Source organism: Streptococcus sp. HJ1 (assembly GCF_052399005.1).
Classification (GTDB): Bacteria; Bacillota; Bacilli; order Lactobacillales; family Streptococcaceae; genus Streptococcus.
Map to the genome: position 1 here is coordinate 171,337 of NZ_CP199005.1, position 14,234 is coordinate 185,570.

Sequence of the window (14,234 nt, forward strand, 5' to 3'; positions counted from 1 at the left end):
AATTTTGATTTTCGTGGTATAATAGAACTCTATATGTAAGGAGGTAAGGTATGGAATTAGTGCCTGGAATTTCAGCACATTTTGTTCAATCCAAAAAGTTTAAAACAAATAAAATCACTATTCGTTTTACTGCTCCCTTATCTCTTGAGACAATAGCAGGACGCATGTTAAGTGCGAGTATGTTGGAGACGGCAAATCAAGCTTATCCCACATCACAAGCATTTCGCAGATACTTGGCAAGTTTATATGGAACAGATATTTCCACAAGTGCTTATCGTAGGGGACAGGCACATATTCTTGACTTAACATTTACTTATGTGAGGGATGATTTTTTAAGCAAAAAGAATGTCTTGACTTCTCGAATTTTGGAATTGGTGAGACTGACTTTATTTGCTCCCTTAACTCAAGATGGTGCTTTTGAGCCAGCTTTATTTGAAATTGAAAGAAAACAGTTATTGGCTAGTCTAGCTACTGATATGGATGATTCATTTTATTTTGCTCATAAGGAGTTGGATAGCTTGTTCTTCCATGATGAGCGTCTTCAATTGAGATACAGTGATTTACGAAATAGTATTTCAAATGAGTCTCCGGAAAGTAGCTACATGTGCTTTCAAAATGCTCTGAAAAATGATCGTATTGATTTCTTTTTCTTAGGTGATTTTAATGAAGTAGAAATTGCAGAATCGCTGAAGTCATTACCTTTTACAGCTAGAGAGAACGGCATCACTATCCAGTACCATCAATCTTATTCGAATGTTCTACGAGAGGGAATGATTCAGAGGAATGTTGGGCAATCTATTTTGGAATTAGGCTATCATTCTCCTGTAAAATATGGTGATGATGAGCATTTGCCCATGCTTGTTATGAATGGTTTGTTGGGTGAATTTGCACATTCGAAACTTTTTACAAACGTTCGTGAAAATGCTGGAATAGCCTATACAGTCTCGAGTCAATTGGATTTGTTTAGTGGTCTGTTAAGGATGTATGCGGGTATCGATAGAGAAAATCGAAATCAGGCTAGAAAAATGATGAATCATCAATTGCTAGATCTGAAAAAGGGTAACTTTACAGATTTTGAACTTGAACAAACCAAGGAGATGATTCGACGATCTTTGTTGATGGCTCAAGATAATCAACAGACCCTAGTTGAAAGAGTCTATTTGAATGCTCTATTGGGGAAATCAAGCTTTGACATTGATCGATTGGTGGCAAAATTAGAGAGTGTTGATAAAGAAGCTGTCTGTAAAGCTGCCAACAGTTTGAAGTTACAAGCGATTTACTTTATGGAAGGAGTAGAATGACAAAGGTTACTTTTGAAGAAAAATACTATCCTGCTGTAAAGGAAACAGTCTACAAAGCACAATTGTCAAATGGATTGACAGTTTCTTTACTTCCTAAGCGAGATTTCAATGAGGTTTATGGGATTGTAACAGTTCAATTTGGTTCTGTAGATGCAACTTATACAAGCTTGGAAAAAGGTTTACGTCATCATCCAGCAGGAATTGCACATTTTCTTGAACATAAATTGTTTGAAAGAGAAAATGCTGAGGATATAATGGCTGCTTTTACTCGATTAGGTGCGGACAGTAATGCCTTTACAAGCTTTACTAAGACCAGCTATCTTTTTTCAACAATTGACCATCTATTAGAGAATTTAGATTTGCTAGATGAGTTAGTCGGAGATGTTCATTTTACAGAAGAGTCTGTTTTTAGGGAACAGGCTATTATCCAGCAAGAACGAGAAATGTACCAAGATGATCCAGACTCACGTTTGTTTTTTGCAACATTAGCCAACCTTTATCCTGATACTCCTTTAGCAACAGATATAGTTGGAAGTGAAAAATCAATTTCTGAGATTCAAGTTTCAAATTTAAAAGAGAACTTTACAGACTTTTACAAACCTGTCAACATGTCACTGTTTTTAGTTGGAAATATTGATGTAAAAGTTGTTGAGGAATACTTTTCGAAAAAGGAAAAGAAGACTCCAGAACAGTTTACAGTTACAAAAGAGCAACTACCCTTACAGCCTGTGAAGCAAACAGATAGTCTTCGGATGGAAGTTTCTTCACCCAAACTTGCTGTTGCGATTAGAGGTAATGGGCAAATAACAGAAGCTGAGTCTTATCGTTACAATATTTTATTGAAATTACTATTTACGATGATGTTTGGTTGGACTTCTGATCGTTTTCAAAGGTTATATGAGTCTGGGAAGTTAGATGCGTCATTGTCACTTGAGGTTGAAGTCAACAGTCGCTTTCATTTTGTGATATTGACAATGGATACCAAAGAGCCTGTTTCTCTGTCGCATCAATTTCGGAAAGCGATTCGTCAGTTTAGTAGTGATACGGATATTACAGAGGAACATTTAGATCTTGTTAAGAGTGAGATGTTTGGGGAGTTTTTCAGTAGCATGAACTCCTTGGAATTTATTGCAACTCAATACGATCCGATGGATCGCGGAGAAACAATTTTTGATTTTCCAAAAATTTTACAGGAAATTACTTTGGAGGATGTTCTAGAAGCTGGACATCGTTTGATTGATAATGGTGATCTAGTTGATTTTACAATCTTTCCAGCTTAAAAGATGATTAATACTAGAAAGAAGGAATGGTACGTATGAGAAAAAAAACAATTGGCGAGGTTCTACGTTTAGCCAGAATTAACCAGGGATTGAGTCTGGAAGAATTACAGGAAAAAACTGAAATTCAGTTGCATTTTCTAGAAGCTATGGAGGCAGATGATTTTGATCAGCTTCCTAGTACCTTCTACGCTCGTTCTTTTTTAAGAAAATATGCATGGGCAGTAGAATTAGATGAAAGAATTGTATTAGATGCCTATGATTCAGGTAGTATGATCACTTATGAAGAGGTAGATGTCGATGAAGAAGACTTGTCTGGTCGCAGACGATCAAATAAGAAAAAAACGTCTTATCTCCCCTTGTTTTATTTCGTTCTATTTGCTTTGTCAATTTTAATTTTTGTCACTTACTATGTTTGGAACTACATCCAAACTCAGCCAAGTCCTTCTTCAGCTAATTATAGTGTTGTGAACTCGACTAGTTCCACAACCTCATCTAGTTCATCTTCTAGTAGTCAGACGTCTAGCTCGTCTTCTACTACGGAATCAACTATTACAGTGTCAGGCGAAGGAAACCGCATTGAAGCTCGGTATAAAACGAGTAAGGAAACCGCTACTGTTCAACTAGCAGTTTCAGATACAACTAGCTGGGTAAGTGTTTCAGGAAGTGAGCTGGAGGGTGGTGTGACACTATCCGCAGACAATAAGAATGCAAAAACAACAGTTTCAACTAAGAATCCCGTTACCATTACTTTAGGTGTAGTGAAGGGAGTTACTGTGACTGTGGACAATCAAACGATTGATACTTCGAAGCTGACAACTCAGACTGGAACTGTAACACTTACATTTACTACAGATTAAGGAAGAACCAATGAAAAAAGAACAAATTCCTAATGTATTAACTATTGGTAGAATTCTCTTTATACCTCTCTTTATTCTTATTTTGACTTTGGGCCATTCACAAGGAAGTCATTTGCTGGCAGCGATCATCTTTGCAGTTGCTAGTATAACGGATTATCTTGATGGTTACCTTGCTCGTAAATGGAATGTAGTCAGCAACTTTGGAAAATTTGCAGATCCGATGGCTGATAAGCTGTTGGTTATATCAGCTTTTATCATGTTGATTGAGTTAGGCATGGCTCCAGCTTGGGTTGTTGCTATTATCATCTGTCGTGAACTTGCGGTGACAGGCTTGCGTTTGTTGCTTGTTGAGACGGGAGGGACAGTTCTAGCAGCAGCGATGCCAGGGAAAATCAAGACCTTTAGTCAGATGTTTGCCATTATCTTTTTGCTCTTACATTGGAATTTAATTGGGCAACTGTTGCTTTATATAGCTTTATTTTTCACCATCTACTCTGGTTATGATTATTTCAAGGGTAGCGCTCATGTATTCAAAGGGACATTTGGTTCGAAATGAAATCGATTATTGAAGTAAAAGATCTGTCTTTTCGTTACAAGGAAGACCAGGATCATTATGATGTTAATAATGTCTCGTTTCACGTGAAACGGGGAGAATGGCTTTCGATTGTAGGTCATAATGGGAGTGGAAAATCGACAACTATCCGTTTGATTGATGGCTTGCTTGAAGCAGAGTCTGGGGAAATCTGGATTGATGGGCAATTGCTGTCCTCTGAGAATGTTTGGGACTTGCGTCGTCAAATTGGTATGGTTTTTCAAAATCCAGATAACCAATTTGTGGGGGCAACTGTTGAAGATGATGTCGCCTTTGGATTAGAAAATCAGGGACTTCCTCGAGAAGAAATGAAGAAGAGAGTGGCTGAATCTTTGGAGTTGGTAGGTATGCTGGACTTTAAGAAGAGAGAACCAGCTCGTTTATCTGGTGGACAAAAACAACGGGTGGCTATTGCAGGAGTTGTTGCCTTGAGGCCAGCTATTTTGATTTTGGACGAGGCTACAAGTATGTTGGATCCTGAGGGACGCAGAGAACTGATTCAGACAGTTCAAGAGATACGAAAAGACCACCAGATGACAGTCGTCTCAATTACACATGATTTAGAGGAAGTTGCGATGAGTGACCGTGTATTGGTCATGAAAAAAGGCCAAGTGGAGTCAACCAGCAGCCCAAGAGAACTTTTTTCTCGGGCTGACCTTGACCATATAGGGTTAGATGAACCTTTTGCTAATCAATTGAGAGAATCTTTGAGAGAGACTGGTTATCAGTTGCCGGATGACTATTTGACAGAAGGAGAGCTAGAGGACAAGTTATGGGAATTACTCTAGAAAATGTGAGCTTTACCTATCAAGAGGGGACTCCCCTATCTTCATCAGCCTTGACTGATGTTTCTTTGACGATTGAGGATGGCTCCTATACAGCTTTAGTAGGGCACACAGGTAGTGGGAAATCAACGATTTTACAGCTTTTAAATGGCCTATTGGTACCAAGTAAGGGTTCTGTTCGAGTTTTCGATACCGTCATTACCCCTACATCAACCAATAAAGAAATTCGTCAGATTCGAAAGCAAGTTGGTCTAGTGTTTCAATTTGCTGAAAATCAGATTTTCGAAGAGACTGTTTTGAAAGATGTTGCATTTGGACCGCAAAATTTTGGAGTTTCTGAGGAAGAGGCCAAGAAAATTGCGCGTGAAAAGTTAGCCTTGGTAGGCATCGATGAGTCACTCTTTGAGCGCAGTCCTTTTGAACTTTCGGGTGGTCAGATGAGACGTGTGGCTATAGCAGGTATGCTAGCCATGGAGCCAACTGTCTTGGTTTTGGATGAGCCTACAGCTGGACTAGATCCTCTGGGCAGAAAAGAACTGATGACCCTGTTTAAAAAACTCCACCTTTCTGGAATGACAATCGTTCTGGTAACGCATTTGATGGATGACGTAGCTGCATATGCTGATCAGGTCCATGTTATGGAAAAGGGGCGTTTGGTCAAAAGTGGTAAACCGAGCGAAGTTTTCCAAGATGTAGCCTCTATGGAAAAGGTGCAGTTAGGTGTGCCTAAAATAACAGCCTTTTGTAAACGTTTGGCAGATAGAGGTGTAGCTTTTAAAAAATTGCCAATTAAGATAGAGGAGTTTAAGGAGTCGCTAAATGGATAGTATGATTTTAGGGCGTTATATACCGGGGGATTCCATCATTCATCGCTTGGATCCCCGTAGTAAATTGCTTGCCATGATCCTGTTGATTTTGATTGTATTTTGGGCCAATAATCCCCTCACTAATCTCATTCTGTTTGTAGCGACAGGTATATTTATCGCTTTGTCAGGCGTTTCCCTCTCATTTTTCGTTCAGGGATTAAAATCCATGTTCTTCTTGATTGCTTTTACAACTCTTTTTCAGCTCTTTTTCATTTCAAGTGGAAATGTCCTATTTGAGTTTTCTTTTATAAAAATAACGGATTATGCTTTGCAACAAGCTGGGATTATTTTCTGTCGTTTTGTGTTGATTATTTTCTTTTCAACTTTGCTAACCTTAACGACCATGCCTTTGAGTCTGGCAGCTGCAGTTGAATCTCTCTTAGCGCCTCTGAAACGCGTGAAAGTTCCCGTTCATGAAATTGGTCTCATGTTATCAATGAGTTTGCGTTTTGTTCCAACCTTGATGGATGACACGACGAGAATTATGAATGCTCAGAAGGCTCGTGGAGTTGACTTTGGTGAAGGTAGTATCGTTCAAAAAGTAAAGGCTATGATTCCGATTTTAATTCCTCTTTTTGCGACGAGCTTAAAGCGTGCAGATTCATTGGCAATAGCCATGGAAGCGCGTGGTTATCAGGGAGGAAAGGGTAGAAGTCAGTATAGACAGTTGAGATGGAGTCAAAAGGATACACTGGCAATTCTTGTGATTTTGATACTGGGATGTTTCTTATTTTTCTTAAAATCTTAGCAGGTTTGTAGGATTGATAAGAAGCGCACAGTAGCAGGTTTTTAGTATAAAGGTAGGAATATGAACCGTTTTAAAAAATCAAAATATCTAATCATCGTTTTTGTCACAGTTCTGGCAGTTTCTGTTCTATTAGTGACAACCTATTCAAGCGCTATTGTGACGAAACTAGGAGATGGGATTTCTTTAGTAGATAGAATTGTTCAAAAACCCTTTCAGTGGTTTGATACTTTTAAATCAGATTTGGGACATTTGACGCAGACTTACAATGAAAACGAAAGTCTAAAAAAACAGCTTTATCAACTAGAGGTGGAGTCTAATCAATCAGAAAGTTTAAAAAATGAAAATGAACAATTACGTCAGTTGCTGGATATGAAGTCAAAATTGCAGGCTACAAAAACCATTTCAGCAGATGTGATTATGCGAGCTCCAGTATCTTGGAAACAAGAGTTAACAATTGATGTGGGAAGTTCAAAAGGAGCTTCTGAAAATATGTTGGCCATTGCAAACGGGGGTTTGATTGGTAGTGTTTCAAAGGTGGAGGATCATTCAACAACGATCAACCTATTGACAAACACCGAAAATTCAGACAAAATTTCTGTTAAAATCCTGCATGGCTCTACTGAAATTTACGGGATTATCGTTGGTTATGATAAGGAATCTGAACTGCTTAAAATTAGTCAATTAAACAGCAACAGCGACATTAGCGCGGGAGACAAGGTGACTACAGGGGGGCTCGGAAACTTTAATGTTAAGGATATCCCTGTTGGAGAGGTTGTTGCTACAACACACAGCAGTGATTATCTAACAAAGGAGGTAACAGTAAAGTTAAGTGCTGACACCAAAAATCTTCATGTGGTAGAGTTAGTGGGGAATTAGCAATGAGACTGTTAAAACAAATTGGTATTTTCTTTTTACTCCCTTTTGTCGTACTAATTGATGCACATATTGGACAATTAGCGGGATCCTTCTTCCCTCACTTTCATTTAGCAAGTCATTTTCTGTTTTTATTTCTCTTGTTTGAGACAATAGAGGTTTCAGAATATCTCTATCTAGCTTATTGCTGTATAGTGGGTTTGGTGTACGATATCTATTTTTTCCACTTGATAGGAATTGCGACGCTTCTATTTATCTTAATAGGTGCTTCACTCCATAAATTTAATAGTGTAATTTTGCTAAACCGTTGGACAAGAATGTTAACAATAGTTGTGATGAGTTTCCTATTTGATATGGGGAGCTACCTCCTTGCTCTTGCTATGGGATTGACAGTAGAATCGATGCCAGTTTTCATCGTCTATAGCCTTGTCCCATCAATGATTTTAAATTTTTTATGGATGCTTGTTTTCCAATATATTTTTGAAAAATGTTATCTATAAGAAAGAAATAAAAATGTAACAAAGGCGTAATATTTATTATGTCTTTTTTTGGTATACTAGTAATGTCTTAAATAGAAGGAGTATCTACACAATATGAAGAAAAAAATCTTAGCGTCACTTTTATTAAGTACAGTATTAGTGTCTCAAGCGGCGGTATTGACAACTGTCCACGCTGAAACAACTGATGAAAAGATTGCTGCTCAAGATAGTAAGATTAGTAATTTGACATCTCAACAAAAAGAAGCTCAAAAACAAGTAGATGAAATCCAAACGCAAGTTACAGCTATCCAAACTCAACAAACGAACTTAGAAGCTGAGAACGAAACTCTACAAGCTGAATCTAAAAAACTTGAAGGAGAAATTACAGAGCTCTCTAAGAACATTGTTGCTCGTAATGAATCTTTGGAAAAACAAGCACGTAGCGCACAAACAAACGGTGCTGCAACTAGCTATATCAATACAATTGTAAACTCAAAATCAATTACAGAAGCTATTTCACGTGTGGCAGCGATGAGCGAGATTGTATCAGCTAACAACAAAATGTTGGAACAACAGAAGGCTGATAAAAAATCAATTGCTGAAAAACAGGTTGCAAATAATGAAGCAATCAACACTGTCATTGCCAACCAACAAACGCTTGCTGACGATGCACAAACATTGACAACAAAGCAAGCTGAGTTGAAAGTTGCTGAGTTGAATCTTGCTGCTGAGAAAGCAACTGCAGAAGGCGAAAAAGCTACTTTGCTAGAACAAAAAGCAACTGCAGAAGCAGAAGCAAAAGCAGCGGCTGAAGCAGAAGCAGCTTACAAAGCTCGTCAAGCAAGCCAACAACAATCAGTAGTTGCTTCAGGAAATACAAGCTTCTCTGCTCAAGTACAAGCGACATCAAGCTCTTCATCAGATGATGATTCAAGCTACACTCCGGCACCTGCACCAACTCCAACAAGACAGCGTCCAACATACAGTACAAATGCTTCAAGCTATCCAACTGGTGAATGTACTTGGGGAGCTAAAACATTAGCACCTTGGGCTGGAGATTACTGGGGTAACGGAGCGCAGTGGGCTACAAGTGCAGCAGCTGCAGGATTCCGTACTGGATCAACTCCACAAGTTGGTGCGATTGCATGTTGGAATGACGGTGGATATGGACACGTAGCGGTTGTTACAGCAGTTTCATCATCAACTAGCATTCAAGTATCAGAATCAAACTACGGTGGAGATCGTACAATCGGTAACAAGCGTGGATGGTTCAACCCAACTACAACTTCTGAAGGTTACGTAACATACATCTATCCAAACTAATGAATGAAACGAAGAGGCTCGATGTGAGTCTCTTTTATTATTTTTTATCGAAAGCAAGGCCGAAATATATCAAAACCACTTGAAAATATGGCTAAAATGTGATAAAATGAAACTTGTCGTGTAAACGATAATACTCATTCTTGATGAATTGTGAGACTGTTGCCCTCGGGTCGTTTTGCAAGTTGAAATCGAGGAGAGGAAAAAAACAAAAAGGAGAAATACTCATGGCAGTAATTTCAATGAAACAACTTCTTGAGGCTGGTGTACACTTTGGTCACCAAACTCGTCGCTGGAACCCTAAGATGGCTAAGTACATCTTCACTGAGCGTAACGGAATCCACGTTATCGACTTGCAACAAACTGTAAAATACGCTGACCAAGCATACGACTTTATGCGTGATGCGGCAGCTAACGATGCAGTTGTATTGTTTGTTGGTACTAAAAAACAAGCTGCTGAAGCTGTTAAAGAAGAAGCAGAACGTTCAGGTCAATACTACATCAACCACCGTTGGTTGGGTGGAACTCTTACTAACTGGGGAACTATCCAAAAACGTATTGCTCGTTTGAAAGAAATCAAACGTATGGAAGAAGAAGGAATCTTCGACGTTCTTCCTAAGAAAGAAGTTGCACTTCTTAACAAACAACGTGCACGTCTTGAAAAATTCTTGGGTGGTATCGAAGACATGCCTCGTATCCCAGATGTAATGTACGTAGTTGACCCACATAAAGAACAAATCGCTGTTAAAGAAGCTAAAAAATTGGGAATCCCAGTTGTAGCGATGGTTGACACAAACACTGATCCAGACGATATCGATGTAATCATCCCAGCTAACGATGACGCTATCCGCGCTGTTAAATTGATCACAGCTAAATTGGCTGACGCTATCATCGAAGGACGTCAAGGTGAAGATGCAGCAGCAGTTGAAGCTGAATTTGCAGCTTCAGAAGCTCAAGCTGACTCAATCGAAGAAATCGTTGAAGTTGTAGAAGGCGACAACGCTTAATTCATATAAATAGTAATTACCTAGGAGGGCGGGGCCTAGCCCAGCTCTCCTATTTTTAAAAAATATAGGAGAATCAAAATGGCAGAAATTACAGCTAAACTTGTAAAAGAGTTGCGTGAAAAATCTGGTGCCGGTGTTATGGACGCTAAAAAAGCGCTTGTAGAAACAGACGGTGATATCGAAAAAGCGATCGAATTGCTTCGCGAAAAAGGTATGGCGAAGGCAGCTAAGAAAGCTGACCGTGTTGCTGCAGAAGGTTTGACTGGTGTATTTGTTAATGGTAACGTTGCAGCAGTAGTTGAAGTAAATGCTGAAACTGACTTCGTTGCGAAAAACGCTCAATTCGTTGACTTGGTAAATGCTACAGCTAAAGTAATCGCTGAAGGTAAACCAGCGAACAACGAAGAAGCTCTTGCTTTGACAATGCCTTCAGGTGAAACTCTTGAAGCTGCATATGTATCTGCAACAGCTACAATCGGTGAAAAAATCTCATTCCGTCGTTTTGCTTTGCTTGAAAAAACAGATGCACAACACTTTGGAGCATACCAACACAATGGTGGCCGTATCGGTGTTATTTCTGTTATTGAAGGTGGAGACGAAGCGCTTGCTAAACAAATCTCAATGCACATTGCTGCGATGAAACCAACAGTTCTTTCTTACAAAGAATTAGATGAGCAATTCGTTAAAGATGAGTTGGCACAATTGAACCACGTAATCGATCAAGATAACGAAAGTCGTGCAATGGTTGGTAAACCAGCTCTTCCACACTTGAAGTATGGATCAAAAGCACAATTGACTGATGAAGTGATTGCTCAAGCTGAAGCTGATATCAAAGCTGAGTTGGCTGCAGAAGGCAAACCAGAAAAAATCTGGGACAAAATCATCCCAGGTAAAATGGACCGCTTCATGCTTGACAACACTAAAGTTGACCAAGCATACACACTTCTTGCACAAGTATACATCATGGATGACAGCAAGACAGTTGAAGCTTACCTTGAATCAGTAAATGCTTCAGTAGTTGAGTTCGCTCGCTTTGAAGTTGGTGAAGGTATTGAGAAAGCTGCGAACGACTTCGAAGCAGAAGTTGCCGCTACAATGGCAGCAGCCTTAAATAACTAATAATGAAAAGGAAGCAATTTGCTTCCTTTTTTTATTTATGTGACTATTAGTCTGTCTCGCTCCGTAAGGTGCGAGACAAATAAACCACCCGCTAAGCGGGTGCGCGTCGAAGGTTATACCAAAAAAACTCCAAACGCGATACAATAAAGGTGTTCAAGCCAATTGTAAAGCGAAAGGAGAAAAATATGGCACAAAAGGCACATAGTTTATCACACACAAAGTGGATGTGTAAATATCACATTGTGTTCACCCCTAAGTATAGACGAAAAATCATTTATAATCAATATCGAAGTAGTTTGGGAGAAATATTCCACCGTTTATGTAGTTATAAAGGTGTTGAAATTATCGAGGGTCACTTAATGCCTGATCATGTACATATGTTAGTAAGTATTCCACCAAGGATAAGTGTTTCAAGTTTCATGGGTTATTTAAAAGGAAAAAGTGCACTCATGATGTTTGATAAACACGCCAACCTCAAGTACAAGTTTGGCAACCGGCATTTTTGGGCAGAAGGTTACTACGTGAGTACAGTAGGACTTAATGAAGCCACAATTAGGAAATATATCCAAGAACAGGAAGAACATGATATAGCATTAGATAAATTAAGTGTAAAAGAATATGAGGATCCCTTTAGGGGTAGTGGTAAGTAGTACCAAGGTCTCTTCAAGAGGCAAGTGACGAGTCAAGAGCAATGAGGCTTGAACAACGTGAAAGCCAGCGTCTTTAGGCGCTGGCTGGTGATTTGGGCTTATAGCCCTGGTGCAAACCACCCGTTAGACGGGTGGTTATGATTTTAGAGTGAGTAAATAAAAAGCCCTTTAAAAGGGCTAAGTGCATTTAGGAGACTACACTTCAAATTCATAGAGTGCTGTAGACAGATAACGTTCGCCATTATCTGGTGCTAAAGCAAGTACTTTCTTACCTGTACCTAATTTCTTGGCAACCTCAATTGCCCCGTAAATCGCTGCAGCTGAAGAAATCCCAACAAGGAAGCCTTCTTTTCCACCAATTTCACGGCCAAGCGCTAGAGCATCATCTGACGTTACGCGGACGATACCATCATAGGCTTTTGTATCAAGTGTTTCAGGAATAAATCCAGCTGAGATGCCTTGAATTTTGTGAGGTCCTGGTTTTTCACCAGACAAGATAGCTGACTCGTCTGCCTCAACTGCAAAAACTTGAATATTAGAATTTGCTGCTTTAAGTGCATGTGAAACGCCTGAAATCGTTCCACCAGTACCGACACCACCCACAAAGGCATCTAGTCCATCAGAACCGAAAGCAGCTAGTATTTCAGCTCCTGTTGTTCTTTCGTGTACTTCTGGATTAGCTGGATTATTAAATTGGAGTGGAAGGAAGCCGTCACGTTCAGCAGCGATTTCCTGAGCTTTAGCAATAGCCCCTTTCATTCCTTCGCTACCAGGAGTGAGGACGAGTTCAGCACCATAGGCTTGGATAATCTTACGGCGTTCCACACTCATCGTTTCAGGCATGACGATAACAACTTTATATCCTTTAGCAGCACCGACCCATGAAAGACCGATACCAGTGTTTCCACTCGTTGCTTCAACAATAGTAGCACCCGGTTTTAGAATACCATCTTGTTCTGCTTTTTCAATCATGCTAAGGGCAATACGGTCTTTAACTGAAGATCCTGGGTTAAAGGCTTCTAGTTTAACATAGACGTCTGCAGCACCCTCTGGAACAATGTTGTTAAGTTTAACAATCGGTGTTTGTCCAATAAGTTCAGTGATATTGTTATAAATAGCCATAGATATACCTCTTTGTATAAGATGATACTAGTATAACGCGCTTAAGGCTATTTGTAAAATATAGAAATCCTATCAAAGTGATAGGATTTTTTTATATCAAAGGTCTAAGCCATTAATTTTTAATCGATTGTGATAAGCCAATTCTAATAAATAGGAATAAAGAGGGAGGATGTCCGTTTTTTTAGGGAATTCAAATTTATGGAAACTCAGATGCTCATTATGTGCTTTTAGAAAGACATTTTCTAAATAAGTGATCGTAATCTCACTATCATCTATACCTGCTCCAGCAGTTTCCATTTCAACGTTTACAATGTTCATCAAAAAGAGTGACTTAACAGACACCTTACGACCAGTGGCACCTTGCTTATCTGTAAAGATGATACGGATATTTGTAAAGATAATTGAATCGCGAATAAGTTTATATCCACTTTGAATTTCTTCATTCTCTAGTAGATATTGTCCATATTCTTTGATAAGAGTCTCTTTGTTTTCCTCGCTGAAGTTACCAGCAAGTCCTTGAATAAATTTTCCAAACGCCATGTATTTCTCCTTTGTTTACACTAAGTTTACAGGAACTTCAACTTCTCGTAAACCTTGATCCGTTAAAGTAACCTTTCCATTAAAGAACTCAACAAGAGCAGCTTTGATATTTTCTTTCTCTTCCTTATCAACATAGATCGTTGTATCAACTTGATCTGTAAAGTTTGTATCCAACTCCATGAGATGATGCTCTCTAAGAAAATTACCATATTCTTGATACTGAGTGTAGGACATCTGAATGGCTATACCAGCCCGTTCTTTGATTTCAATAATGCCAATTTCTTTGACAGCCAAGGCCACACTACCTGCATAGGCACGGATCAAACCGCCAGCACCTAGTTTGATGCCACCAAAGTAGCGTGTCACTACCACACAGAGATTGGTTAGATTATGATTTTCTAAGACACCCAGCATAGGGACTCCAGCAGTACCACTAGGTTCCCCATCATCACTCGTACGTTTGATTTCACTGCGTTCCCCTACAATAAAAGCAGAGCAGTTATGGGTGGCTTTATAGTGTTCTTTTTTGATGGTAGTGATGAAGTCACGAGCCTCTTCTTCGCTATAAACACGCTTGACATGACAGATAAATCGGGATTTTTTGATTTCTTCTTGGACCTGCCCATCCTCTTTAATTGTTCTAAATTCCATGATTCAATTGTACTAAAAAAATATCTAAAGTGCTAGATTTTTAC

The 14,234-nt window shown here is 39.2% G+C and carries 16 protein-coding genes; 13 read left to right on the plus strand and 3 right to left on the minus strand.

Annotated elements, in window-relative coordinates:
• Positions 1 to 50 precede the first annotated feature (50 nt).
• From yfmF to tnpA, 13 genes are all read left to right on the plus strand, one after another.
• On the plus strand, positions 51 to 1,301 hold the full coding sequence (gene yfmF / locus ACT17O_RS00935; protein ID WP_444817534.1) for an EF-P 5-aminopentanol modification-associated protein YfmF: 1,251 nt from the start codon (positions 51 to 53) through the stop codon (positions 1,299 to 1,301).
• Positions 1,298 to 2,581 carry an EF-P 5-aminopentanol modification-associated protein YfmH gene (gene yfmH, locus ACT17O_RS00940; protein ID WP_444817535.1) on the plus strand — a complete coding sequence of 428 codons (1,284 nt, stop codon included), beginning with the start codon at positions 1,298 to 1,300 and terminating at the stop codon, positions 2,579 to 2,581. The genes yfmF and yfmH overlap by 4 nt, the downstream gene beginning before the upstream one ends.
• A 35-nt stretch (positions 2,582 to 2,616) precedes the next feature.
• Positions 2,617 to 3,438: a cytoskeleton protein RodZ gene (gene rodZ, locus ACT17O_RS00945; protein WP_061421566.1), complete on the plus strand. Its 822-nt coding sequence runs from the start codon at positions 2,617 to 2,619 to the stop codon at positions 3,436 to 3,438.
• A 10-nt stretch (positions 3,439 to 3,448) separates the two neighbouring features.
• On the plus strand, positions 3,449 to 3,994 hold the full coding sequence (gene pgsA / locus ACT17O_RS00950) for a CDP-diacylglycerol--glycerol-3-phosphate 3-phosphatidyltransferase (protein ID WP_084880311.1): 546 nt from the start codon (positions 3,449 to 3,451) through the stop codon (positions 3,992 to 3,994).
• Complete coding sequence (locus tag ACT17O_RS00955) at positions 3,991 to 4,818, plus strand: energy-coupling factor ABC transporter ATP-binding protein (protein ID WP_444817536.1); 828 nt, start codon at positions 3,991 to 3,993, stop codon at positions 4,816 to 4,818. Before pgsA ends, ACT17O_RS00955 begins: the two co-directional genes overlap by 4 nt.
• Positions 4,803 to 5,642, plus strand: a complete 840-nt coding sequence (locus tag ACT17O_RS00960) for an energy-coupling factor transporter ATPase (RefSeq protein WP_444817537.1) — start codon at positions 4,803 to 4,805, stop codon at positions 5,640 to 5,642. The genes ACT17O_RS00955 and ACT17O_RS00960 overlap by 16 nt, the downstream gene beginning before the upstream one ends.
• Positions 5,635 to 6,429: an energy-coupling factor transporter transmembrane component T family protein gene (locus ACT17O_RS00965; RefSeq protein ID WP_444817538.1), complete on the plus strand. Its 795-nt coding sequence runs from the start codon at positions 5,635 to 5,637 to the stop codon at positions 6,427 to 6,429. Before ACT17O_RS00960 ends, ACT17O_RS00965 begins: the two co-directional genes overlap by 8 nt.
• Positions 6,430 to 6,489: 60 nt before the next feature.
• Positions 6,490 to 7,305: a rod shape-determining protein MreC gene (gene mreC / locus ACT17O_RS00970; protein WP_001078972.1), complete on the plus strand. Its 816-nt coding sequence runs from the start codon at positions 6,490 to 6,492 to the stop codon at positions 7,303 to 7,305.
• Between the two features lie 2 nt (positions 7,306 to 7,307).
• Complete coding sequence (mreD, locus tag ACT17O_RS00975; protein ID WP_444817539.1) at positions 7,308 to 7,802, plus strand: rod shape-determining protein MreD; 495 nt, start codon at positions 7,308 to 7,310, stop codon at positions 7,800 to 7,802.
• A gap of 93 nt (positions 7,803 to 7,895) precedes the next feature.
• Positions 7,896 to 9,104, plus strand: coding sequence for a peptidoglycan hydrolase PcsB (pcsB, locus tag ACT17O_RS00980; protein WP_444817540.1), 1,209 nt, complete (start codon positions 7,896 to 7,898; stop codon positions 9,102 to 9,104).
• Positions 9,105 to 9,328: 224 nt separating this feature from the next.
• Entirely contained in the window at positions 9,329 to 10,108 is a 780-nt protein-coding gene (gene rpsB / locus ACT17O_RS00985; protein ID WP_444817541.1) for a 30S ribosomal protein S2, read from the plus strand.
• A 78-nt stretch (positions 10,109 to 10,186) separates the two neighbouring features.
• Positions 10,187 to 11,227, plus strand: a complete 1,041-nt coding sequence (gene tsf, locus ACT17O_RS00990) for a translation elongation factor Ts (protein WP_000808059.1) — start codon at positions 10,187 to 10,189, stop codon at positions 11,225 to 11,227.
• A gap of 185 nt (positions 11,228 to 11,412) precedes the next feature.
• Positions 11,413 to 11,877, plus strand: coding sequence for an IS200/IS605 family transposase (gene tnpA, locus ACT17O_RS00995; RefSeq protein ID WP_444817542.1), 465 nt, complete (start codon positions 11,413 to 11,415; stop codon positions 11,875 to 11,877).
• A gap of 195 nt (positions 11,878 to 12,072) precedes the next feature.
• Here the strand turns inward: tnpA and cysK are convergent, their stop codons facing one another.
• The 3 genes from cysK to ACT17O_RS01010 form a co-directional block, all read right to left on the minus strand.
• The gene (gene cysK / locus ACT17O_RS01000) at positions 12,073 to 12,999 is read right to left on the minus strand and encodes a cysteine synthase A (protein WP_444817543.1); all 927 of its coding nucleotides are present in this window, start codon (positions 12,997 to 12,999) and stop codon (positions 12,073 to 12,075) included.
• Between the two features lie 96 nt (positions 13,000 to 13,095).
• The gene (locus ACT17O_RS01005; RefSeq protein WP_444817544.1) at positions 13,096 to 13,539 is read right to left on the minus strand and encodes a PH domain-containing protein; all 444 of its coding nucleotides are present in this window, start codon (positions 13,537 to 13,539) and stop codon (positions 13,096 to 13,098) included.
• Between the two features lie 15 nt (positions 13,540 to 13,554).
• Positions 13,555 to 14,190, minus strand: a complete 636-nt coding sequence (locus ACT17O_RS01010) for a YigZ family protein (protein WP_444817545.1) — start codon at positions 14,188 to 14,190, stop codon at positions 13,555 to 13,557.
• Between the last annotated feature and the right edge of the window lie 44 nt (positions 14,191 to 14,234).

Excerpts from the sequence above, each read along its gene's own strand:
- mreD (WP_444817539.1), top strand. The coding sequence starts at position 7,308 with ATGAGACTGTTAAAACAAATTGGTATTTTCTTTTTACTCCCTTTTGTC.
- tnpA (WP_444817542.1), top strand. The coding sequence starts at position 11,413 with ATGGCACAAAAGGCACATAGTTTATCACACACAAAGTGGATGTGTAAA.
- mreC (WP_001078972.1), top strand. The coding sequence starts at position 6,490 with ATGAACCGTTTTAAAAAATCAAAATATCTAATCATCGTTTTTGTCACA.
- pcsB (WP_444817540.1), top strand. The coding sequence starts at position 7,896 with ATGAAGAAAAAAATCTTAGCGTCACTTTTATTAAGTACAGTATTAGTG.
- ACT17O_RS00960 (WP_444817537.1), top strand. The coding sequence starts at position 4,803 with ATGGGAATTACTCTAGAAAATGTGAGCTTTACCTATCAAGAGGGGACT.
- yfmF (WP_444817534.1), top strand. The coding sequence starts at position 51 with ATGGAATTAGTGCCTGGAATTTCAGCACATTTTGTTCAATCCAAAAAG.
- cysK (WP_444817543.1), bottom strand. The coding sequence starts at position 12,999 with ATGGCTATTTATAACAATATCACTGAACTTATTGGACAAACACCGATT.
- rodZ (WP_061421566.1), top strand. The coding sequence starts at position 2,617 with ATGAGAAAAAAAACAATTGGCGAGGTTCTACGTTTAGCCAGAATTAAC.
- tsf (WP_000808059.1), top strand. The coding sequence starts at position 10,187 with ATGGCAGAAATTACAGCTAAACTTGTAAAAGAGTTGCGTGAAAAATCT.
- pgsA (WP_084880311.1), top strand. The coding sequence starts at position 3,449 with ATGAAAAAAGAACAAATTCCTAATGTATTAACTATTGGTAGAATTCTC.
- rpsB (WP_444817541.1), top strand. The coding sequence starts at position 9,329 with ATGGCAGTAATTTCAATGAAACAACTTCTTGAGGCTGGTGTACACTTT.
- ACT17O_RS01010 (WP_444817545.1), bottom strand. The coding sequence starts at position 14,190 with ATGGAATTTAGAACAATTAAAGAGGATGGGCAGGTCCAAGAAGAAATC.
- ACT17O_RS01005 (WP_444817544.1), bottom strand. The coding sequence starts at position 13,539 with ATGGCGTTTGGAAAATTTATTCAAGGACTTGCTGGTAACTTCAGCGAG.
- ACT17O_RS00965 (WP_444817538.1), top strand. The coding sequence starts at position 5,635 with ATGGATAGTATGATTTTAGGGCGTTATATACCGGGGGATTCCATCATT.
- yfmH (WP_444817535.1), top strand. The coding sequence starts at position 1,298 with ATGACAAAGGTTACTTTTGAAGAAAAATACTATCCTGCTGTAAAGGAA.
- ACT17O_RS00955 (WP_444817536.1), top strand. The coding sequence starts at position 3,991 with ATGAAATCGATTATTGAAGTAAAAGATCTGTCTTTTCGTTACAAGGAA.